The organism is Diaphorobacter limosus (assembly GCF_033100095.1).
Lineage (GTDB): Bacteria > Pseudomonadota > Gammaproteobacteria > Burkholderiales > Burkholderiaceae_C > Alicycliphilus > Alicycliphilus limosus.
The window spans coordinates 2,932,484-2,953,846 of record NZ_CP136921.1 but is presented as its reverse complement, the minus strand read 5'-3'; the positions used below and the strand labels follow the sequence as shown (position 1 = coordinate 2,953,846).

The following is a 21,363-nucleotide window of genomic DNA, read 5'->3' as shown; positions in this document are numbered from 1 at the left end:
GCGTGAACGCTCCGGGGTCAGGCGGCCTTGGGCGGGCGGTGCAGCACGCAGAGCTTGTTGCCGTCGGGATCGCGCAGATAGGCCAGGTAAATGCCCCCGGCGCCATGGTCGCCGCGCCAGCCCGGCGGGTCTTCGCAGGTCGTTCCGCCCGCGGCCACGCCGGCGGCATGGGCGGCAGCGGCCTGCTCGGGCGACTGGGCCGCGAAGCCGATGGTGCTGCCGTTGCCATGGCAGGCCGGCTCGCCGTTGATGGGCGCGGTGATGGCGAAGGTGTTGCCCGCGTGGCGCCAGAAAGTGCGGTTCTTCTTGTCGGTGAAGCCGGGGCCGGCGCCCAGGGCGCCGAGGACGGCGTCGTAGAACTGCTTGGATTGGTCGAGGTCGCTGGCTCCCAGCATGACGTGGCTGAACATGGTTGATCGGTCTCCTGTGGGGTGAATCCACCATGGGCATGGTGGGCTCCGTATCGTAGTGGCCCTGGCGGCGGCTGCGGGTCACGCGGTGGACAGCCTGCGCCTGCGGTGTGTTTTTTTTGGAGGCAGGTAAGACATGAGCCGCATTCAAGACATGGCGGCTCCAATTGCGCGCCATCACCTTCACTGCATGGATCACGAAGGGGAAGAAAGCGGCAAGCAACGGGCCCGATCAGTGGGCTATGTGCGCTATGCAATCATGCCTCAAATGACCTCTGCAGCCCATGGAGTAAGCGCTGCACGCTATTAATAAAAGAGCATTGGCGCGAAGCGCCCGAGTGCAGCGCCAACAGCCCCGTCAAGACCCGAGTCGCCTTGTGGCATCAGGCTCTGCAGCAGTTGACGGGATCTGACGCGACAGGATTTGGCGCGATTCGAGAAATCGCGCCAAGTAGATGGCGCAATTTTCTGCAACGGGTTTGCTGACTGCCCAATGACGCTGAGCCCCCTATCGGCCAGAAGCGGTCAAACGAGGTCGCGCCGCTAACCGGGCACTCGGCTGGCGGGAAGCTCAAGCACAGCATAGCCAGCTAGGAGCGTGGGCGGCAGAAGGGAAGTCCCTGACGACCGTGCAGAGCGGTGAGCGTTGAACGATCATGAGCTACCGCCCCTACGAACCGCAGCAGGAGATGCTGCTGCCGGCGTCGCTGCAGGACTGGCTGCCCAAGGGGCATCTGGCCTACTTCATTGGCGACACGGTCGATGCGCTGGACCTCAAGGCGTTCTATGCGCGTTACGAAGGTGGGGGCGCACGCAACCAGCCGTTCCACCCGGCCATGATGGTCAAGGTGCTGGTCTACGGTTACGCCACGGGCGTGTTCAGCTCGCGCAAGATTGAGCGCCGGCTGCACGAGGACTTGGCGTTTCGGATGCTGGGCGCGGGCAACTTCCCCAAGCACCGCACGATCCGCGACTTCCGGGCGCTGCACCTGAAGGAGTTGTCCGATCTGTTCGTGCAGGTGGTCAAGCTGGCCCAGGAGATGGGGCTGGTCAAGTTGGGCACTGTGGCCATCGACGGCACCAAGATCAAGGCCAACGCCAGCCGCCACAAGGCAATAAGCTACGAGCGCATGCAGCAGGCCGAGGGTGAACTCAAGGCGCAGATCGAGGCCTTGCTGGAGCGCGCCAAGAGCACCGATGCAGCCGAGGCCGACGAACCCGAGGTGGACATTCCCGCAGAGATCCAACGCCGCGAGGATCGCCTTAAGGCCATCACCGAAGCGCGCCAGCGCATCGAGCAGCGTCAGCGCGACGCCGACATCGAGCGAGGCCGCAGCCCCCGACGACGAGCGCAAGCCGCGCGACGACGAGGGCAACCCCAAGGGCGGTCGCTACAAGCGCGAGTTCGGTGTGCCCGAGCCCAAGGCGCAGGACAACTTCACCGACCCCGACAGCCGCATCATGAAGCGTGCCGGTGGCGGCTTCGACGCCAGCTACAACGCCCAGACGGTGGTGGACGAGCAAGTCAAGATCATCGTGGCAGCCGAACTGAGCAACAACGCCGCCGATGTGGGGCAGCTCGTGCCAATGCTCGAGGCGGTGAAGGTCAACACGGGCAAGGCGCCCGAACAGGCCTTGGCCGACGCGGGCTACCGCAGCGAGGACAACTTCCAGGCCCTGGCCGGCTCAGGCACGGAACTGGTGGTGGCCATGGGACGCGAGGGCAAGCGCTGCGCCGAAGTCGATGCGCAGAAGACCCCCCACACCGCGGCCATGGCCGCCAAGCTGCAGACCGAGGCAGGCAAGGCGGCGTACCGCAAGCGCAAGTGGATCGCCGAGCCGCCCAACGGCTGGATCAAGGGTGTGCTGGGGTTCCGTCAGTTCAGCCTGCGCGGGCTGCACCGTGTTCAAGCCGAGTTCAAGCTCGTGTGCCTGGCGCTGAATCTGCGGCGCATGAGTGCTCTGGCAGCACGCTGAAGGACAAAGGATGACCGCAATCAGGCCCCGACAACGCGCTCAGCGAGGCCAGCCGAAGCCCCGAAGGTCGATGCGGACCGCGGCGACGCTCATCGCTGGCCAAAACGGCCGCGTTCGGTGGCCGTTGGCCTCAATCACATGCTGGGCGGAAATCTGCCGCCCACACTCCTAGCCCAACCCCCGGTCGACGATGTGTCGGGCGACATGAAAGACGGTCAGTTCTGAATGTCGCTTGACAACGATGTTCGCTTGACGGCGGAGGCCCGCCGCAGCACTGCCCCATGCGAGCGTTTCAGCTGACCGCCGGAGCGCTAGCTCTCGGTCGACCGGGTTACCCGCTCCCAAATGGTCGTCTGCCGCCCGCCGGACCACTGTCCGGTGCTACAGCAAATCTGCGAACTCGCTGGCGGCTCGATGCGAAGCACGACAGCCCGTCCCCGCGCAGCGGGGACGGGCCCGATACAGAGAACCTGCGGAAGTCACATCGGCTCCGCATCATGTCGCGTATCGTCCGCGCAGATAGTCGAGGTAGGGCCTCGACGCTTCGTTGACGTACGGCGACAACATCACCAGCAGGTGATACGCCACAGCCCTTGTTCCAGAAACAGATCCTCGGGCCCCGACGGGCAGGAGGTTCTCGAATGAATGCCATGCCGTGTTGGCGAGCACGACCTGGAGGACCAGGGCCGTCAACTGCTCGTCGGTGGCGTCGATGACCTGCAGACCGCGCAGCTTTTCGAGCACGGCGCGCATGGCGGCAATGCGCCGGCCGACGAGTTCGCGCAGCGGAACGACGAGCGCCGGATACTCCCGCACGAGAAAGTCGACGTCGCGCAGGATGAAGCGGTACTGATCGATCACCTCGAGCGCGAGGTGCATCGTCATCCACAGGTCCTCGATGGCCTCGACGGACTCGTGCGAATCTGCGAATGGCCTTAGCGACTCGGTCAGCCTGCGCAGCAGCCAGCCGACCAGATCCTCCTTCTTCTTGAAGTGGTAGTGGAGGTTGCCCGGGCTGATGTCCAGCTCGGTGGCGATGCGATTGGTCGATACCTGGGCCAGACCCTCGTCATTAAAGAGGGTTCGGGCCGCTTCCAGGATGCGGTCGCGCGTTCTCACGAATCAGCGGCAGCCGCGCCCCTTGGGCACCGGCCCGAGCGCTTCCAGCCGCTGCTGCAGCTCGGTCACCTGCTCGCGCAGCCGGGCGATTTCCGCTGGATCCGGGTACCCGAGACGTCGCAGTGCGGCGGCTATGCGCTGGTCGAGCACGTCCTCAAAGGCAGGCAGAGGGGTCAGCGCGCGCAGGCCCTTGTTCAGCAGGGACTTGCGCGCGTCGAGCAGGTGCTCTGCCGCCTGGAGTGCGCGCCGCGCGCCGCCGTCGAGCGCCGGTTCCTGCGGCTTCGGTGATCGCCGGGGTGAGGACGTCGCCCCCCGGCGCTGCTTGGAGGAGGGTGGCTCCTGCTTTGCCATGGCGCTTTGCACGGTCGACGCGTTGCTGTTTGCGTCAGGCGCGGCGACCAGCACCGGCCTTGCGGCGTGCGGGCTTGCGCTTCACCGCGACCGGCGTCGCGTCGACGACTTCGCCTTCGAGGCGTGATGCAGCGCGCCCGGCGCGCTCGGCGACGAACCCGGCCACGTCGCGACCGGCGACCGCAATCGGCTGCACGATGATGATCGCGCTGGCCAGTGGCAACGGAGCAAGTGCGGCTTCCAGGTACGCCACACGACCCGACAGGCGCTTGACGCTGGCGGTGGCGGTGTTGACGACCGCCTGCACGGCATGAGTCGACGACGTGGTCAGCGCATCGATGCCCTTGGCATTCAGGCCGGTGACTTCACGCTGCGCAGCGACGAGATCGTGACGCAGTTGTTCGCTCAGGCGCGCACCGTGGCGTGCGACCAGTCCGTCCCAGCCGGCATCCACGCGGCCGATGACGCGGTTGCCCCCGCTGCGGCAGACGCCGATCAAGGCCTGGGCGGTCTGGCTGCAGGACTGCAGAGTGTCATTGGCGGCGGCTGACAGGTTCGAAGTGCTCATGCTCATTTCCTTTCGAGGTGTGTTTCAACGAGGCCCGCGTTCTCGGCAACCGACGGCACGCGAGGGCCTGGACTGCATTGTTCCGATCGGCCCTAGATCTCGAAACCTAGCGCTGCTCGAAAGTTAGAGCGCGGGCACTACGTGACGGACACCCGTGCGCTTTCCCCGGCGGGCTCAGCCTTCGTACTTGAACGACAACTGCACGCGGGCGCGGTACGCGACCACCTTGCCGTCTTCGACCTTCATGTCCAGCTTGCCGACCTCCGCCACCCGAAGGTCGCGCAGCGTCTTGGACGCCGCCTCCACGGCATTGCGCGCCGCGACTTCCCAGGACTCGGGACTGGTGCCGATCACTTCAGTGATGCGATAGACGCTGGACTCGTTGCTTGCACTGGGCTTCTTGGCCATCTTTCTTCTCCTGGTGAATGCGTTGACTGTCAACTCGGGTTGATGAAACGACCCCGGCGAGCCGCAAGGAGCAGGCTCATCGCAGTTGCTTCTTGACGCGCTCGACTCTCGATGCACGGGCGATGGCTTGTTCGATCATGTCCTTGGCGTCCGCCGCGTCCCCCATCCGGCGACTTTCGACCATTTGCCCGGTTCGAGGTCCTTGTAGTGCGCAAAGAAGTGCTCGATCTGCCGCCACAAGATCTCGGGCAGATCGGTGTAGTTGTGCACATGGGTGTAGCGCTGGGTCAGCCGGCTGACGGGAACTGCGACGATCTTCTCGTCCCCTCCGCCTTCGTCCACCATTCTGAGCACGCCGACCGGACGTACTGAAATGGCGCCGCCGGGCAACAGCGGCCGGGTGTTCACCACGAGCACATCGCAGGGGTCGCCATCGTCGGAAAGCGTGTGCGGGATGAAGCCGTAGTTGCCGGGGTAGCGCATCGGCGTGTAAAGAAAACGATCGACGACGAGCATGCCCGCTGCCTTGTCCGTCTCGTACTTGATCGGCTCGCCGCCAACCGGCACCTCGATGACGGCATTCACTTCATTCGGTGGATCGCTGCCGATCGGCAGATGGTCAAGGTGCATTTGGCGAGCCTTTCGACTGGGGACATTGGCGCGATCAATTGGGGGGCCGTTGGCGCAGGGCGGACTGCAGTTGCCTGAATTCCAGAAGATCTGCTTGCAGACGCCGAGCCAGGACGGCGAGCGCTTCCCGTTGGGTCGAGCTGGCCAGGGCCATCATTTCGCGCACGCTGGCCAGCGTCAACTCCACCGCGCCGCGCGCCAATTCGTCAACGTGCGCGACGGTCTCGCGCGCGCCTGCGTGGCTCATCAGCTTGCCGACCGCGCGCAGCTCGGAGAGGGCTTCGCGCAACGTGTCGATGCGGCGCTCCAGCAGCGCCTGCACGCCGGCGACCGACATGCGGCCCGCTTCGATCAGCGCGTGCGCGTCCTCGCGTCGCGACCGGGCCAGGGCCGCGGCCACTTGCTTGAGCGTGGCAGGTCCGGCCTGGGGCTCGGCTGCGCTCGCCACCGTCCTTTGCGGGCTGCGCTTGCTGGCGGGTGGAGCCTTCGCAGCGGTGCGGCGCTGCTGGGCCGGCGTCGAAGCGCGTGCCTTTGCCGGCTTTGGCGTGCCCGCCTTCTCGCGATCGGGCGTGCCGATGGAGGCCTTGCCGCGACTCATCGAGGCCGCCTGTTGCCAGCCGCACCGCGGAAGCCGACCGCCATCTCGAACGCCCGGCGCGTGAACGACAGCACCTCCGCGAAGTCCTCGTCGTCGGGCTTGCGCGCGGCATCGTTGCCGCGGTAGATGTTGGCGAGCTCGCGCTCGCGCGCGCCCTGCACCGCCAGCTTGCCGACGCCCAGCGACTCCAAGGTCTTCCACAGCTCCGGGTTGTATTGGCGCGTGAGCGACATCGCCACCGGGATCGGATCGTTGCGACCCAGCACGCCGGCCAGGCGCAGCACGATCTCGAACGGCAGGGTTGCCACACCGCCTTCGGCCTCCTCGAGCAGCTTGGCATCGCCCAGTCCGACCGCCTCGCTCAGTTCGCGCGCCGTCAAGCCGGCCGCCTCGCGCCAGCGCCGCAACTGGGTGCCGGCTTTGGCGACCGCCTGCTTTCGCTTGGGGTCCTTGACGCGCGCCTGCGCGAGACTGAGACCGATGTCCGCGGCGCTGCCGGTCACGCTCAGCAGCGTGTCGGCCCACGAACGCACCTGGCGCGCCAGTGCGAACAGCGGCAGGTCGGGCGTGGCGGTCTTCGCGCTGGCGGCGCGCTGCCGGCTTCGCGGGGGAGCGACGGTCTTGCGTGGCACGTCGTGGTCCCTCCCTCAGGTGCGCAGTGCGGCGGTCAGTTCGGGCACCGCAGCAAACAGGTCGGCCTCGAGCCCGTAGTCGGCGACGCTGAAGATCGGTGCCTCGGGATCCTTGTTGATCGCGACGATCACCTTCGAGTCCTTCATGCCTGCCAGGTGCTGGATGGCACCGGAGATGCCGCAGGCCACGTACAGCTGCGGCGCGACGATCTTGCCCGTCTGCCCGACCTGCCAGTCGTTGGGCGCATAGCCTGCATCGACCGCGGCCCGGCTCGCGCCGAGCGCGGCGCCCAACGCGTCGGCCAGAGGCGTCAGCACTTCGCCGAACTTCTCCGCCGAACCGAGGCCGCGTCCGCCGCTGACGATGATCTTGGCCGCCGTGAGTTCCGGGCGGTCGAGCTTGGCGATCTCGGCGCCGACGAAGAGCGAGGTGCCCGCGTCCTGCACCGCCGGCGTGAGCACCAGACGTGCATCGCCTCCATCCACGGGCGCGGCGTCGAAGGCCGTGGTGCGTACCGTGAGAACCTTGATGCGGTCCTTGCTGCGCACGGTGGCGATGGCATTTCCGGCGTAGATCGGCCGCTCGAAGGTGTTCAGCGACACGACTCGGGTCACGTCGCTGATCTGGGCCACGTCGAGCCCGGCTGCCACGCGCGGCGCCACGTTCTTGCCATGGGCCGTTGCCGGAAAGACGATGGTCTCGTACTCGCCGGCCACGGCGAGCACCTGGGCGGCGATGTTCTCGGCCAGCTGTCCCTCCAGTGCCGCCGCATCGGCATGCACAACGCGCGCGACGCCTGGCACGGCGGCGGCGGCCTGGGCGACCGCGGCGGCTTGGTGCCCCGCCACCAGCACATCCACCGAAACGCCGAACGCGGCGGCGGCCGTGACGGCATTGAGCGTGGCCACCTTCAGCGACCGGTTGTCGTGTTCCGCGATGACGAGGACGGCCATGGCAGGTTTGCTCCTGAGTGTGTCGAGGGTGATAGCGAGCGCGTCACATGCCGGCGTAGTTCGGTCCGCCGCCGCCTTCGGGCGTCACCCAGACGATGTTCTGCGTCGGGTCCTTGATGTCGCAGGTCTTGCAGTGCACGCAGTTCTGCGCGTTGATCTGCAGCCGGTCGCCGCCGTCGGCGTTCTGCACGAATTCGTACACGCCCGCGGGGCAGTAGCGGCTCTCGGGCCCGCCGAACTGCGAGAGGTTGATCCGCACCGGAACCGTGGCATCCTTCAAAGTCAGGTGCGCCGGCTGGTTCTCTTCGTGGTTGGTGTTGCTGACGAAAACCGACGACAGGCGGTCGAAGCTCAGCCGGCCATCGGGCTTCGGGTACGCGATGGGCTGGAAGCCGCTGGCCGGCTGCAATGCCTCGTGATCGGCCTTGTGGTTGTGCAGCGTCCAGGGCGGGCTGGTCACGCCGAGCTTGGGCAGCAGCCACTGCTCGACGCCGGTCATCACCTGACCCACCGTCTTGCCCTTCTTGAACCAGAGCTTGAAGTTGCGCGTCTGCAGCAACTCCGCGTTGAGCCAGCTCTTCTCGAACGCCTCGGGGTAGGCAGTGAGCTCATCCTGGGCGCGGCCCGCGGCGAGCGCTGGCGCCATCGCTTCGGCGCAGAGCATGCCGGACTTGATCGCCGCGTGGCTGCCCTTGATGCGCGCTGCGTTCAGGTAGCCGGCGTCGCAGCCGATCAGCGCGCCGCCCGGGAACACCGTCTTCGGCAGCGCCTGCGGCGTGCCGTTGTTGATCGCCCGCGCGCCGTAGCCGATGCGCTTGCCGCCTTCGATGTGCGCGCGGATCGCCGGGTGCGTCTTCCAGCGCTGCATCTCCTCGAACGGGCTCAGGTACGGGTTGGCATAGTCGAGACCGATCACGAAACCGAGCGTGACCTGGTTGTCCGCCAGGTGGTAGAGAAAGCCGCCGCCGAAGGTGTCGCCCGCCATCGGCCAGCCGGCGGTGTGCACCACGCGGCCCGGCTGCGCCTTCTCGGCGGGCACCTCCCACAGCTCCTTGATGCCGATCGCGAAGGTCTGGGTGTCGCGTCCTTCTGTCAGCTTGTACCTGGCGAGCAACTGCTTGCCCAGGTGGCCGCGCGCGCCCTCGGCGAAGACCGTGTACTTGCCGCGCAGTTCCATGCCGAGCTGGAAGTTCTCGCCGGGCTCGCCTTCCTTCGTGATGCCCATGTTGCCGGTCGCCACGCCCGCGACGCATCCCTGCACGTCGAAGAGCACCTCGGCCGCGGCAAAGCCCGGGAAGATTTCGACGCCGAGAGCTTCAGCCTGCTGTGCCATCCACTTGACGACGTTCGACAGGCTGACGACGTAGCAACCGTCGTTGTGCAGATTGCGCGGCACCAGCCAGTCGGGGGTGCGCGTGCTGCCGGTTTCGCTGAGGAACAGCACGTCGTCGCCGGTGACCGCCTGGTCCAGCGGGGCACCCCGATTCTTCCAGTCCGGGAACAGCTCGTCCATCGCGCGCGGGTCCATCACGGCGCCCGAGAGGATGTGCGCGCCGGGCTCCGAGCCCTTTTCGAGCACAACGACGCTCGCGTCCGGCGCAAGCTGCTTCAACCGGATCGCGGTGGCGAGCCCGGCCGGCCCGGCGCCGACCACGACGACGTCGTAGTCCATGGCCTCGCGCGGGCCGTGGGTGGCGATGAGTTCCTGCGTGTTCATCATGTCCATCCGGTCCTGTCGAGGCTCAGACCACCTTCGCTTCATTCTTCAGCTTGTCGACCAGAGCCGCGACGTCGGCGACCTTGACGCCGGCCTTGCGCCCCGACGGTTCGCGCACCGACAGCGTCTCCAGGCGAGGTGCCACATCGACGCCGAGGTCGGCGGGCTTGAGTACGGCCAGCGGTTTCTTCTTCGCCTTCATGATGTTGGGCAGGGTGACGTAGCGCGGTTCGTTCAGGCGCAGGTCGGTGGTCACGACCGCCGGCGTGGCGAGGCTCACTGTTTCCAGCCCGCCGTCGACTTCGCGCGTGACGCGCACACGACCGTCCTCGACCTCGACCTTGCTCGCGAAGGTCCCCTGCGGCCGACCCAGCAGCGCGGCGAGCATCTGGCCGGTCTGGTTGCAGTCGTCGTCGATCGCCTGCTTGCCGAGAATCACCAGCGCGGGCTTCTCCTGCTCCACCAGTGCCTTCAACAGCTTGGCCACCGCCAACGGCTGCAGTTCTTCGCCGGTCTCGACCAGGATGCCGCGGTCGGCGCCGATCGCCATCGCGGTGCGCAGCGTCTCCTGGCATTGCGCCACGCCACACGAGACGGCGACGATCTCGCTCGCCACGCCTTTCTCCTTCAACCGCACCGCCTCCTCGACGGCGATCTCGTCGAAGGGGTTCATGCTCATCTTGACGTTGGCGATGTCCACGCCGGTGCCATCGGCCTTGACGCGCACCTTGACGTTGTAGTCCACCACCCGCTTCACGGCGACGAGGATCTTCATGGCGCGGCTCTCGATCAGAACTGGTCTTCGCCGAGCGCCATCGTGCTGGCGCCGGCGTGCATGGTCGCTTCGGCGAGCCCGCGTGCGCGAGACAGATCCTGGTCGGCGAAGAAGCGCGCGGTCGCGATCTTGGCGCGGTAGAAGTCCGCATCGCCGGAGTCGGCTGCGAGCTTGCGCTGCGCCGCCAGCGCGGCACGGGCCATCTGCCAGCCGCCGCACACCACGCCGCAAAGGTGCAGGAACGGCACCGCGCCGGCCAACACCGCGTTGAGATCCTGCCCACCGGTGGCGAGGATCCAGCGCATGCTGTCGGCGAGGCTCTTCGAGCCCTCGCGCAGGCGCGCGCCGATCGCGTGTAGCTGTGCGTCGTCGCCGGCCTCGAGCTGCGCGCACACGCCGTCGATCTGCGCCAGCAGCGCCTGCATCGAGCGCCCGCCGTCGCGCAGCACCTTGCGCCCGATCAGGTCGTTGGCCTGGATGCCGGTCGTGCCCTCGTAGATCGTGGTGATGCGCGCGTCGCGCAGGTGCTGCGCGGCACCGGTCTCCTCGATGAAACCCATGCCGCCGTGCACCTGGATGCCGGTGGAGGCCACCTCGATGCCGGTCTCGGTGCACCAGCCCTTGAGGATCGGGATCAGCAGGTCGACGCCGGCGTGCGCCGCACTGCGCGCCGCCTCGTCGCCCGCACGATGGGCTTGGTCGAACATCGCCGCGACCACGTAGGCCAGCGCGCGCATCGCCTCGACGCGCGACTTCATGCTCATCAGCATGCGCCGCACGTCCGGATGCCGGATGATCGGCACGCTCGGGCCCTTGGGCGCGGTGGCGTCCTTGCCTTGCACGCGCTCCTTGGCGTTGGCCAGGGCCTGCTGGTAGGCGCGCTCGGCCACGCCCAGCCCCTGCACGCCGACGCCGAAGCGCGCCTCGTTCATCATGATGAACATATATTCGAGACCGCGGTTCTCCTCGCCGATGAGGTAGCCGATCGCGCCCGGCCCGTCGCCGAAGGCGAGCACCGCCGTCGGGCTCGCGTGGATGCCCATCTTGTGCTCGATCGACACGCAGCGCACATCGTTGCGCGCACCCAGGCTGCCGTCGTCGTTGACCAGGAACTTCGGCACCACAAACAGCGAGATGCCCCGCACCCCCTCGGGTGCGGTGGGCGTGCGCGCCAGCACCAGGTGCACGATGTTCTCGGTCAGGTCGTGTTCGCCAAAGCTGATGAAGATCTTCTGCCCATGGATGCGGAAGTGCTCGCCTTCGGGCACGGCCTTGGTGCGGATCAGCCCCAGGTCCGAGCCGGCCTGCGGCTCGGTCAGGTTCATCGTGCCAGTCCATTCGCCCGAGACCATCTTGTGCAGGAAGCGCTGCTTCTGCTCGTCGCTGCCGCGCAGGAACACCGCTTCGATCGCCCCCTGGGTCAGCAGCGGCGCCATCGAGAACGCCATGTTCGACGCGTTCCACATCTCCATCACCGCGGTGTCGACCAGCTTGGGCAGACCCTGCCCGCCGTACTCAGGGTCGAAGCGCAGACCGTTCCATCCCGACTCGACGAACTTGCCATAGGCCTCGATGAAGCCCTTCGGGGTCGTGACACTGCCATCTTCGTGCCACTTCAGGCCCTCGGTGTCGCCCGGAACGTTCAACGGGCCCCAGACTTCGGCGGCGAAGGTGCCCGCGCCTTCCAGCACCTGATCCACCAGCTCATTCGATACTTCTTCATAGCCCGGCAGGCGTATCACCTCCTCCATGCCTGCGAGCTCCTGCATCGCGAATTTCATGTCCCGGATCGGGGCGGAATAGTTGGTCATGGCAGTGGGCTCCTGGAGTGTTTCTGGGAATGTCGGGGAATCGATGGATGGACTCAGCGCTCCAGCACGTAGGTGCCGGGCGCAGGTCCCAGGGGCTTGTGCTGGCGCGAGCCGAGCTGGGCCGGTGCCGGGATCAGCTCACCCGAGCGGCCCTGGATCCACGCGCGCCAGTGCGGCCACCAGCTGCCTTCCTGGCGTGCGGACTGGGCCGCATCGGCCCATGCCCCGGGGTCTTCGAAGGTGGCCGGCGCCGCGAAGAAAAAGGACTTTGGCGCGCCCGGCGGGTTGATCAGGCTTTGCAGATGACCTGCGTTGGCCAGAACGAATGTGGTGTCGGGGCCGAACATGCGCGCCGTTCCGTAGCACGCGCGCCAGGGCGTGATGTGGTCGGTGATGCCGGCGATCACATAGGCGCCCAGATCGACCTGCCCCATGTCGATCGGCAGCCCCTCGATCTCGAGGGTGCCCGCGTTCACATAGGGGTTCAGCGCAAACATGTCGAGCAGGTCGCAGTGGTAGCGGCCCGGCAGGCGGGTGGTGTCGGCGTTCCAGGCCAGCACGTCGTAGGCCGGGGGACTGTTGCCCAGCAGGTAGTTGTTGACCCAGTAATTCCAGATCAGGTCGTTCGGGCGCAGCCAGGCGAACATTGACGCCATCTCCTCGCCGCTGACGAAGCCCTTGCGGCTCGAGCGCGCCTTGGCGGCGCGGATCGTCGCTGGTGAATTGAAGAGACCGAGCGTCGAATCCTCCACGGCCGCCTGGGTGTCGAGCACGCACACGGCCCAACTGGTGTTGACCACCTTGCGGTCGCCCTTGGCGGCAAGCCAGCCGAGATAGGCCGCCAGGCACATGCCACCCGAACAGGAGCCCCACATGTTGACGTCCGGGCTTCCCGTGATTTCGCGCGCAACGTCCACGGCATGGTCCAGCGCCCGCACATAGTCCTCCAGACCCCAGTCGCGATGCTCCACAGTGGGGTTGCGCCAGCTCACGATGAACAGCTGGATGCCCGAGTCGGTCGCCCATTTCACCAGGCTCTTGTCGGGCGTCAGGTCGATGGCGTAGTACTTGTTGACCTGCGGCGGCGACATCACCAGGGGCCGTGCATGCACCTGGGGAGTGGTCGGCGTGAACTGCAGCAGCTCGAACATCTCGTGCCGGCAGACCACTTGACCGGCAGAGGTAGCAATGTTTTCACCGACCTTGAAAGGCGTGGTGTCGACCATCGAGGGCATCATGTGGTTGTGCCGCATATCGTGGGCCATGTTCTTCAGGCCCTTGACCAGGTTGGCGCCCCCGGTGTCGATGATCTTGCGCACGGCCACTGGATTGCCGAACAGCCAATTGCTAGGCGCCAGCGCGTCGGTGACGAGTGAAGCGAAGAAGCGCGCACGCCCCTTCTCGATCCCCGTGAGCTCTGATCCATCGATGAACTGTGTCAGCTCCTTCTGGGTGGCCAGATAGGACTGCAGCAGCCGCGCGTACAGCGCGTTGTCCTTCCAGGCAGCGTCGGCAAATCGCCGGTCCTTCGGATCGGGTGCCAGCTCCGATTTGCCCAGGACGATCTGGGACAGTTCCTTCAGGAAGCTGGCATAGTGCGTCGTCGCCTTGTGAGGGCTCTCCACAACGGCCTTGAGCAGCGCACTGGCGGATGTGGCGATGTCCCGTTGGTTCAGCCCGATCAAGGGATTGATCGCCAGGGTGTTGCGGCTGGCCGTGGCGACCAGCTCGGCCGTTTCGGCCGTCGGCACCATCGCCTTGCTGTCGGCCGCCGACGCCTCCGGCATCGCGGTAGTGGCTTTCTTGCTTCGTGCCGTCGGCGTGGTTCGAGCCGGACGATCTTCAGGGAGTGCGGTCTTTCGAGCCGGTGGTCGTGTAGAGGTGGGCGCAGCGCCATCCTGGGAGCGCGGGGACTTGCGGGTTGCCATGGATATCTCTCCTGCGGCTCAGTTGACGAGCATGACGAGTGAAGCGGCAACCAGCGCGGGCTTGTCCACACCCTCGATCTCAACCGAGTTCTCGAGCGTCAGCAGCCAGCGCTCGCTGCCCTTGCTTTCCACGGCGAGCAGCTTGATGTGGTTGCGAACCCGTTTTCCAGCCACGACCGGCGTCAGGAATCGCACCTTGTCGAGGCCGTAGTTCATGAGCTGCTTCGCTTCGACGATCGGCGACAGGATCTCGAAACTCGTTGGTGCCAGCAGCGACAGCGTGAGGTAGCCATGAGCGATCGTGGAGCGGGCCGGGCTTTCCTTTCGGGCGCGCTCGATGTCGACATGGATCCATTGGTGGTCTTCGGTGCAGTGCGCGAATTCGTTGATGCGCGTTTGATCGACTGCCAGCCAGGAAGAAACGCCGATCTCCTGCCCCACCTTGGCGGTCAGGTCGGCCGCGCTCATGCGTTGTGTACTCATCTCCATGTCTCCTTTTTTCGATATGCCGAGACCGGGCGGGCCTCAGGGCTTGTCCAGAAATTCGGTAATGGCGCCGCAGGCTTCCTCGGCCCGTGTCAGCAGGAACAGATGACCGCAATCGAACACCTTGAGCTCGCTGTGGGGGATGAGCCAGGCCATCACCTGTGCATTGGTCAGCGGGACGATCGGATCGTCGCTGCCCGCCATCACCAGGGTGGGCTGCCGGAGCTGGTACAGCCAGTGCAGGCTGGTCCACCCCGCCATGGCCGCGAGCTGCAGGTAGTACCCCAGGCGCGACTGCCATTTCACATGCTTGAAATGCTCGTCCGCGAGCCCCGGGTCACGGCGAAAGTCACCGCCGTAGATGTCACCGCTGATGCTCTTTGCGTAGCGCTTGTTGGCGTAGCGCCGGGGGGTGGCCATCTTGAGGATCACCCCCGGATGTCCGGGCACCATGAGCACGCCTGGCGCCGTTGCGCACAGGATCAGCCGACGACAACGATTGGCCTGGCTGCGCGCAAACTGCTGCGCGGCGCCGCCGCCCCACGAGACACCCAGCACGTCCGCTTGTTGGTGTCCGTAGTGATCGAGCACCCCGGCGCCCAGCGACGCAATGGTCCTCAGGCGGTAAGGGAGCACGGGCAGCGGCGAACGACCTACGCCTGGAACATCGAAGATGATCAGTTCACGCCCCGGCATCCACCGCGCTATCGGCCCCAGTAGTTCGATATTTCCGCCGATGCCGTTGAACAGCAGCAGCGGTGGGCTGCTCCCGTTGCCAGTGCGGCGGCCCACGCAAAGCGGCTGTCCGTGGATCTCCAGAATTTCCGTTTCGAAGGACTGCTCCTCCGCATGCGAGTGCGCGGACGCCTTGACCTTGACGGAAGGCTTTCCGGTCATGTCCCCGAGGGGCGGATCGATCGGCATCATCGACATGTCCGTCAGGCCACATCGCGGAGTTCGCGCCGGAGGATTTTTCCGACGTTGGACTTCGGCAGCGACTCCAGGAAACGCACGATCTTGGGCACCTTGTAGCCGGTCATGCCCCCGCGGCAGTGGGCGATGACGTCGGCCTCGCTGAGAGAGGCCCCCGGCAGCTTGACGACGAAGAGCTTCACTGCTTCGCCCGTCTTCTCGTCCGCAACGCCGACGCAGGCGCACTCCGCAACGCCCGGACAGGCGGCTGCGATTGCCTCGATCTCGTTCGGATAGACGTTGAAACCCGAGACGATGATCATGTCCTTCTTGCGGTCGACGATCTTCAGGAAGCCCTTGTCGTCGAAGACGCCGATGTCGCCCGTTCGGAAGTAGCCGTCGCTTGTGAACGCAGTGGCGTTCGCGTCGGGCTTCTCCCAGTAGCCGCGCATCACCTGCGGCCCCTTGACGCAGATCTCTCCCGGCTGCCCCAGCTCCACTTCGAGGTCCTTGTCGTCGAGCAGCTTGACGTCGGTCGACGGCATCGGCAGGCCGGTCGTGCCGGTGAACTCGGTGATGTAGGCCGGGTTGAACGACACCACCGGCGAGGTTTCCGACAGGCCGTAGCCCTCGCGGATGAAGTGGCCGGTGATGGCCTTCCAGCGGTCGGACACCGCCCCGACCACGGCAGCGCCACCGCCGATCGCGATCTTCAGGCGCGACCAGTCCACTTCGCCAAGCTTGGGGTGCTGCACCAGCCCGCCGTACAGCGTGTTGACGCCCATGAAAACCGTCGGCCTGGCCTGCGCCAACACGCCGACGAAGCCGTCCATGTCGCGCGGGTTGGCGACGAGCCAGTTCTCGGCGCCCACCGACAGATAGCTCAGCGACACCATCAGCGCGAAGATGTGGTACAGCGGGATGGCAGTCACCAACACTTCCTCGCCCTCTTTCACCGCCACCGGCATGAAGGCCTTGAACTGCTCGGTGTTGGCGACGAGGTTGCGGTGCGACAGCGCGGCGCCCTTGGACAGCCCGGTGGTGCCGCCGGTGTATTGCAGGAACAGCAGGTCGTCGCCGGTCAGCGCTACCGGCTGCAGCGGCAGCCCGCCGCCCTGGGCCAGCGCCTCGGCAAAGGAGACCGACTCGCCGAGCAGTGCATCGACCGGCGGGCTCGGCAGCGTGGCGCCGCTGGCGTCGCCGACAGCGACCGTGATGACCGTCTTCAGGCCGGTATTGGCGCGCACCTCTGCCAGCGTCGGCGTCGAGCCGCTGAAGACGACGATCGTCTCGACGCCGGCATCGTTGAGCTGGTGCTCGAGTTCGCGCGGCGTGTACAGCGGATTCACGTTCACCTGCACCGCGCCGGCGCGCATGATGCCGAGCAGCGTGACCGGGAACGCCAGCAGGTTCGGCATCATCACCGCCACGCGGTCGCCCTGGCGTACGCCCAGTTTGTTCTGCAGATAGGACGCGAATGACCGCGACAGCCGGTCGACGTCGGCGTAGTTCAAGGTCTGGCCGAACGCCTTGAACGCCGGACGCGAGGCGTGGCGCTCGAGCGCGGCGTCCAACAGATCGACCATTGACGCATAGCGATCGGCGTCGATCTCTGCGGGGATGTCGGCGTACGACTGGGTCCAGTGGCGAGTGCCCATGCTTGTCTCCTGCTTGTGTTGATACCGCGTTCTGTGAGGCTGCTTGCTGGATCAGTAATGTCGGGTCTGGCCGCTTCGGCGTAAATGACGGGCGAGGACAAGATGCGCATCGCTGAGGACAGTAGCTAGGGAGTTTCCCGAGGGTCTCCGTGTGGAGAATGCAGAAGGCAACAACACGATTCCAGGAGAAATCCATGAGTACAAAACCGAGAACGAACGCGGCGCTTGCGCTGCACGAAAAGCGGTACGCACCGTTCAAGGTGCACGCCGTCATGCGCGCCCTGAGTGAACTGGGGGTGGACATCAAGCTGCTGCTGGCCGGCTCCGGCCTGTCGCCGGCCGAAGCCTCGAATGCCCAGACTCGGATCTCGGTCCACCAGTTCATCGTGGTGTGCCGCAACGCCGGCAGGCTGTCGCCAGAGGCGGGATGGGCCGCACTCGTGGGGGGCGGAATGCGCCTCACCGACTACGGCATGTACGGCTATGCGTTGGCGTGCGCCGAGTCGATGCGCGGTGCCTGCGAACTCGCCGTGCGCTATCACGGACTTGCCACACCGGTCATGCGGATTGCCTTCGAGGTGGAGCACGACGTGGCCTCATGGGTTCTACCGACGCTCGACGAAGCCGCGCTGCCCGACGTCGATACCGATCTGTTTCGCGCGCTGCTGGAGATGCAGCTCGGCACGCACGTCAGTCTGACCAAGCACGTGATGGGCGCCTGGTGCATGCCTGCGCGCGCGAACTTCGCGTTGCCGCGTCCGAGATACGCTGGCCTGTTGGAGCGGGTGCTCGAATGCACCGTCGCCTTCGATCAGCCTCGCACGCAAGTGGACTACCCAGCCGAGTGGCTGGACCGGACACCCCAATTCGCGAACCCTATCGCCGCGACCCAGGTTTCGGCAGCCTGCGCCAAGCTGTTGGAGGATGCCACAAGTGGAGCTCGGGCATGAGCCGCCGCGTGTATGCTGAACTGACGCGAACACCCGGCCGCTTTCCCAGCATCGACGAGATCGCGGCGGGGCTGTGCATCAACGCCCGGACGCTGCGGCGACGGCTCAACGAAGAGGGGACGACCTATCTGGAACTGCTGGCGAGCGTGCGCCAGGCCTTGGCTGTCGACTACCTGTCGACCTCGTTCCTCGAGGTCGACGACATCGCCGCCGCCCTGGGTTTCAGCGACGCCGCGAGCTTTCGCCATGCCTTCAAGCGCTGGACAGGCCGCACCCCCAACGAGTACCGGGCCGGTGCTGGCACGGCAGGCGCCGGCACTGGCTAGTACATTGACACAGAAATAACGGAACATGAATGCAATCCCGTCATCACTACTTGATGCTTGGAGGTGTTGTCATGCGCCAGACGGAATTGCATTTGACCGATGCGGATCGAGCGCTCGTGGACGAGATTCGCAGCAAAGGGCTGCATCAAGCGCGAGAGGTCAATCGGGCTCATGTCCTGTCCTCATTGGACCGTGGTGTGCCAGTACGACAAGGGCGACGAAGCACGAGTGACAGCGCTGGCGTGTTCGACGCCACCTGCGGGCCGACAGCGCTGGACGATGATGGAACTCGAACGAGCCGCACGCCAGGAGCCTGGTATGGCCAAGGTGAGTCGAGAAACTGTGCGGCGCATGCTCAAAAAAATTTATCTATAGACTCGGCATAATTTATTCATGAGCTTTTGTTGATGACCTGACTCCAAAGTTCATGGAAAAAGAAGATGCACGCAAGCAGTCGCGGGAAGTGCTGCAAGAACGGCGCAAGCAAGTTATCCGTTTGCATCGAAAAGGAGTCGGCGTGATGCAGATCGTGGAGCAAACCGGGCTCAGTTGGTCTGGTGTCAACGCTGCACTGCGCCTGTTCGAGCAAGGTGGGGCGGCTGCACTCAAACCCCACGCCAGGGGCAAGAAGCCCGGTAGTGGACGCAGCCTGACTCCTGAGCAAGAACGCGCTATTCGAATGACCATCATCGACAAACGCCCCGAGCAGATCAAGATGGAGTTTGCGCTTTGGAGCCGGCCCGCCGTGCGCGAACTCATCGAACGCGACCTGGGGCTGAAACTATCTGTGCGTTCAGTGGGCGACTATCTGGCGCGCTGGGGTTTTACGCCGCAAAAGCCGATCAAGAAAGCTTACGAACAGCGACCTGAGGCCGTGCAGGCCTGGCTCGAAGATGAATACCCTGCCATTGAAGCCAGGGCCAAGCGTGAAGGCGCAGAGATCCATTGGGGCGATGAAACAGCCCTGGTCAACACGGATGTGCGTGGCAGAAGTTACGCGCCCGCCGGTCAAACACCGGTGACGCGGGCAGTGGGTGGAACACGGCAAAAGCTTTCGATGATTGCCACCGTCACGAACCAGGGCAAGACGCGCTGGATGATCATTGATGAGGCGTTCAATGCCGACAAGCTGATCGAGTTTATGCAGGCCTTGATCAAGGACGCGCAGGGCAAGAAGATCTTCCTGATTCTTGACAACCTGAGGGTGCACCACAGCAAGCCGGTCAAAGAGTGGGCGGCATTGCACAAAGAGGACATTGAGTTGTTTTACCTGCCGAGCTACAGCCCCGAGCTCAACCCAGAGGAGCGGCTGAACGCAGATCTGAAGCTCGCGATTGGCAGCAAAGTCCCAGTGAGAACCAAAGCCAAGCTGCGCGCTGCAGCCACTGAACACATGACAATGCTGGAGAACACGCCAGAGCGGGTCAAGAAGTACTTTGGCGACAAGCATGTCGCCTATGCAGCCTCATGAATAATTCCCGCCGGATCAATAAGCAGGGGCAGCACGGCCATCAGGGCAAAGGCGGCGCGGTAGCCTTCGGTGCTGCCCGCCGCGCTGCCCGCGTTGTCGATCATGAGCCCCGCACAGAAGGGCCCGATGAAGTTGGACACCGCAGGCCCGATGGCCAGCCAGCTGAACACTTGCTTGAGCTGCGTGGCGTCGTGCGCGGCGCGCCCCACGTGGCGCTGCAGCGCAATGATTGCCGCGCCGCTGGCGCCGCCGGTCATCAACGCCGCCAGACACAACACTGGGAAGACCGGGAACACCAGCGCCAGCGCCGCCCCGGCCGATGCCACCGCCACCGCGTAGCCCACGGGGCGCTTGAGGCCGTGCCGGTCTGCATAGCGACCTGCCGGCAGGGCCAGAAAGACCTGCGTGAGGGCAAACAGTGCCAGCAACACCCCAACGGCCGCAGCACTGTGGCCCTCGCGCAGGGCGAGCAGCGGAGCGGCCAGACGCATGCCCGCCATGCAGGCGTGCACGCAGATCTGGCCCGCAATCAGGCGCGCCAGAGCCCAGTTCACTGCAGGTCTTCCTCGGGGTCCAGACCGGGCAATGCCGGGGTGCTCCCGCCCACCAGCGGACCGGCCGCGCCAGGCGCGGGCAGTTCCTGCACATCACGCAGCTTGCGCTGGATGGCGCGGGTGCGCACGCCCACCTCGTCAAACTTCTTGGCGGCGGCGTCGATGGACTTTTTGGTGGCCTCCACCACATCGCCAAACTTGGCGAACTCGGTTTTGACCATACCTAAGAGGCTCCAGACCTCGGATGAACGCTTTTCAATCGCCAGCGTCTTGAAGCCCATCTGCAGGCTGTTGAGCATGGCGGCCAGGTTGGCGGGGCCGGTGATCATCACGCGGCATTCGTTCTGCACGGCTTCGACCAGGCCGGGGCGGCGCATGACTTCGGCGAACAGGCCTTCGGTAGGCAGGTAGAGCACGGCAAAGTCGGTGGTGTGCGGGGGAGACACGTACTTGGCGAAGATCTTCTTGGCTTCGAGCTTGATCGAGGTCTCGAACGCATTGCCCGCCGACTGGATGGCCGCCTTGTCGGCCGCGTCCTGCGCGTCCAGCAGGCGCTGGTACTGCTCCACGGGGTACTTGGAGTCGATGGGCAGCCACACCGGGTGCTCGTCGCTCTTGCCAGGCAGGCGGATCGCAAACTCCACCAGCTCGTCACTGCCCGGCACGGTCTTGACGTTGCGCGCGAACTGGTCGGGCGTGAGCACATTGTCGATGATGGCGCCCAGCTGCATTTCGCCCCAGGTGCCACGCGTCTTCACGTTGGTCATCACGCGCTTCAAGTCGCCCACGCTGCCCGCCAGGGTCTGCATCTCACCCAGACCCTTATGCACCTGTTCGAGACGGTCGCTGACGAGCTTGAAGGACTCGCCCAGGCGCTGCTCCAGCGTGGCGTGGAGCTTTTCGTCCACCGTGCGGCGCATTTCTTCGAGTTTGGTGGCGTTGTCGGCCTGTATGGCGGCCAGGCGTTCGTTGAGCGCGTTGCGCAGCTGCTCAGCGTTGTGCTGGCTGCCCTGCACCATGCCGGTGAGCTGCTGCGACACGGCGTCTTGCAGCACCGAGAACTGGTTCTTGATCTGAAAGCCGTTGGCTTCGAGCTGCTGGCGGACTTCCGCCGCATCGTGATGTAAC

The 21,363-nt window shown here is 65.5% G+C and carries 20 protein-coding genes and 3 pseudogenes; 4 read left to right on the top strand and 19 right to left on the bottom strand.

What is annotated here, in order from left to right; genetic code table 11:
• Nucleotides 1–17: 17 nt before the first annotated feature.
• Entirely contained in the window at nt 18–410 is a 393-nt protein-coding gene (locus P4826_RS14155; RefSeq protein ID WP_317701022.1) for a VOC family protein, read from the bottom strand.
• 656 nt (nt 411–1,066) lie between these two features.
• Here P4826_RS14155 and P4826_RS14150 point away from each other — a divergent pair.
• Nucleotides 1,067–2,387: pseudogene (locus P4826_RS14150) on the top strand (IS1182 family transposase).
• Between the two features lie 495 nt (nt 2,388–2,882).
• On the opposite strand, the gene P4826_RS14145 reads toward P4826_RS14150, so the two are convergent.
• The 15 genes from P4826_RS14145 to P4826_RS14075 all read right to left on the bottom strand — a co-directional run bounded on the left by P4826_RS14145 (nt 2,883) and on the right by P4826_RS14075 (nt 16,934).
• The gene (locus P4826_RS14145; RefSeq protein ID WP_317701021.1) at nt 2,883–3,506 is read right to left on the bottom strand and encodes a TetR/AcrR family transcriptional regulator; all 624 of its coding nucleotides are present in this window, start codon (nt 3,504–3,506) and stop codon (nt 2,883–2,885) included.
• A 3-nt stretch (nt 3,507–3,509) separates the two neighbouring features.
• Nucleotides 3,510–3,911 (bottom strand): hypothetical protein, encoded by a 402-nt coding sequence (locus tag P4826_RS14140; RefSeq protein WP_317701020.1) that lies wholly within the window; start codon nt 3,909–3,911, stop codon nt 3,510–3,512.
• Nucleotides 3,892–4,425 (bottom strand): hypothetical protein, encoded by a 534-nt coding sequence (locus P4826_RS14135; protein WP_317701019.1) that lies wholly within the window; start codon nt 4,423–4,425, stop codon nt 3,892–3,894. The genes P4826_RS14140 and P4826_RS14135 overlap by 20 nt, the downstream gene beginning before the upstream one ends.
• Nucleotides 4,426–4,599: 174 nt before the next feature.
• Nucleotides 4,600–4,833 (bottom strand): dodecin family protein, encoded by a 234-nt coding sequence (locus P4826_RS14130; protein ID WP_317701018.1) that lies wholly within the window; start codon nt 4,831–4,833, stop codon nt 4,600–4,602.
• Between the two features lie 135 nt (nt 4,834–4,968).
• Entirely contained in the window at nt 4,969–5,463 is a 495-nt protein-coding gene (gene ppa / locus P4826_RS14125) for an inorganic diphosphatase (protein ID WP_317701017.1), read from the bottom strand.
• Between the two features lie 34 nt (nt 5,464–5,497).
• Nucleotides 5,498–6,061, bottom strand: coding sequence for a phasin family protein (locus P4826_RS14120; protein ID WP_317701016.1), 564 nt, complete (start codon nt 6,059–6,061; stop codon nt 5,498–5,500).
• Nucleotides 6,058–6,693, bottom strand: coding sequence for a helix-turn-helix domain-containing protein (locus P4826_RS14115; protein WP_317701015.1), 636 nt, complete (start codon nt 6,691–6,693; stop codon nt 6,058–6,060). The genes P4826_RS14120 and P4826_RS14115 overlap by 4 nt, the downstream gene beginning before the upstream one ends.
• Nucleotides 6,694–6,708: 15 nt before the next feature.
• A complete protein-coding gene (locus P4826_RS14110) occupies nt 6,709–7,647 on the bottom strand; it encodes an electron transfer flavoprotein subunit alpha/FixB family protein (protein ID WP_317701014.1) in 939 nt (312 codons plus the stop codon).
• A 43-nt stretch (nt 7,648–7,690) separates the two neighbouring features.
• Nucleotides 7,691–9,364, bottom strand: coding sequence for an electron transfer flavoprotein-ubiquinone oxidoreductase (locus P4826_RS14105; protein WP_317703767.1), 1,674 nt, complete (start codon nt 9,362–9,364; stop codon nt 7,691–7,693).
• Nucleotides 9,365–9,389: 25 nt separating this feature from the next.
• Nucleotides 9,390–10,139, bottom strand: a complete 750-nt coding sequence (locus P4826_RS14100; protein ID WP_317701013.1) for an electron transfer flavoprotein subunit beta/FixA family protein — start codon at nt 10,137–10,139, stop codon at nt 9,390–9,392.
• A gap of 14 nt (nt 10,140–10,153) precedes the next feature.
• Nucleotides 10,154–11,950 (bottom strand): acyl-CoA dehydrogenase C-terminal domain-containing protein, encoded by a 1,797-nt coding sequence (locus tag P4826_RS14095; protein WP_317701012.1) that lies wholly within the window; start codon nt 11,948–11,950, stop codon nt 10,154–10,156.
• 53 nt (nt 11,951–12,003) lie between these two features.
• Entirely contained in the window at nt 12,004–13,737 is a 1,734-nt protein-coding gene (locus P4826_RS14090; protein WP_317701011.1) for an alpha/beta fold hydrolase, read from the bottom strand.
• 159 nt (nt 13,738–13,896) lie between these two features.
• Nucleotides 13,897–14,361, bottom strand: coding sequence for a MaoC family dehydratase (locus tag P4826_RS14085; protein WP_317701010.1), 465 nt, complete (start codon nt 14,359–14,361; stop codon nt 13,897–13,899).
• A gap of 42 nt (nt 14,362–14,403) precedes the next feature.
• On the bottom strand, nt 14,404–15,291 hold the full coding sequence (gene phaZ / locus P4826_RS14080) for a poly(3-hydroxyalkanoate) depolymerase (RefSeq protein WP_317701009.1): 888 nt from the start codon (nt 15,289–15,291) through the stop codon (nt 14,404–14,406).
• A gap of 11 nt (nt 15,292–15,302) precedes the next feature.
• Complete coding sequence (locus P4826_RS14075; RefSeq protein ID WP_317701008.1) at nt 15,303–16,934, bottom strand: AMP-binding protein; 1,632 nt, start codon at nt 16,932–16,934, stop codon at nt 15,303–15,305.
• Nucleotides 16,935–17,128: 194 nt separating this feature from the next.
• Between P4826_RS14075 and P4826_RS14070 the strand changes: the two genes are divergently transcribed.
• Both P4826_RS14070 and P4826_RS14065 read left to right on the top strand, forming a co-directional pair.
• Nucleotides 17,129–17,884: an AraC family transcriptional regulator gene (locus tag P4826_RS14070; protein WP_317701007.1), complete on the top strand. Its 756-nt coding sequence runs from the start codon at nt 17,129–17,131 to the stop codon at nt 17,882–17,884.
• Nucleotides 17,881–18,210, top strand: a complete 330-nt coding sequence (locus P4826_RS14065; protein ID WP_317701006.1) for a helix-turn-helix transcriptional regulator — start codon at nt 17,881–17,883, stop codon at nt 18,208–18,210. Before P4826_RS14070 ends, P4826_RS14065 begins: the two co-directional genes overlap by 4 nt.
• Here the strand turns inward: P4826_RS14065 and P4826_RS14060 are convergent.
• Complete coding sequence (locus P4826_RS14060) at nt 18,207–18,383, bottom strand: hypothetical protein (protein WP_317701005.1); 177 nt, start codon at nt 18,381–18,383, stop codon at nt 18,207–18,209. The two genes, P4826_RS14065 and P4826_RS14060, sit on opposite strands and share 4 nt — an antisense overlap.
• Nucleotides 18,384–18,637: 254 nt before the next feature.
• Between P4826_RS14060 and P4826_RS14055 the strand changes: the two genes are divergently transcribed.
• The gene (locus P4826_RS14055) at nt 18,638–19,681 is read left to right on the top strand and encodes an IS630 family transposase (protein WP_317701004.1); all 1,044 of its coding nucleotides are present in this window, start codon (nt 18,638–18,640) and stop codon (nt 19,679–19,681) included.
• Between the two features lie 23 nt (nt 19,682–19,704).
• Here the strand turns inward: P4826_RS14055 and P4826_RS14050 are convergent.
• Nucleotides 19,705–20,235, bottom strand: a pseudogene (locus P4826_RS14050) (MFS transporter); the annotation flags it as partial.
• A pseudogene (locus P4826_RS14045) lies at nt 20,232–21,341 on the bottom strand (DNA recombination protein RmuC); the annotation flags it as partial. The pseudogenes P4826_RS14045 and P4826_RS14050, both read right to left, overlap by 4 nt.
• Nucleotides 21,342–21,363 lie beyond the last annotated feature (22 nt).